We start from the raw sequence: 202 nt of genomic DNA, 5'->3' as shown, positions 1-202 counted from the left end.
ACATTATATTCAAAAGAACAAAGCCGGCAAATTAACCCTTAGCGAAAAAAGTGCTCGAACCATTGCGGGGTATTTGCTTCCTAAACTAGGGGACCAGTTGAAGAGGGCTATTTTAATTCAGGATCTTGAATTGGCCAAAGGAATTCTGTTGAGTCAAAATGAGGCAGTTTTAATTCGACTGATTGATTGGACTTTGCGTGAG

1 pseudogene is annotated in these 202 nt (G+C 40.1%); it reads left to right on the top strand.

Annotation, left to right across the window (positions count from 1 at the left end):
- Positions 1-202: pseudogene (locus ACYQ3Q_RS28690) on the top strand (HEAT repeat domain-containing protein); the annotation flags it as partial.

Source organism: Desulfosporosinus burensis, from assembly GCF_054657535.1.
Note: the sequence above shows the minus strand (reverse complement) of the source record. Positions and strands in the feature narration are given on the sequence as shown.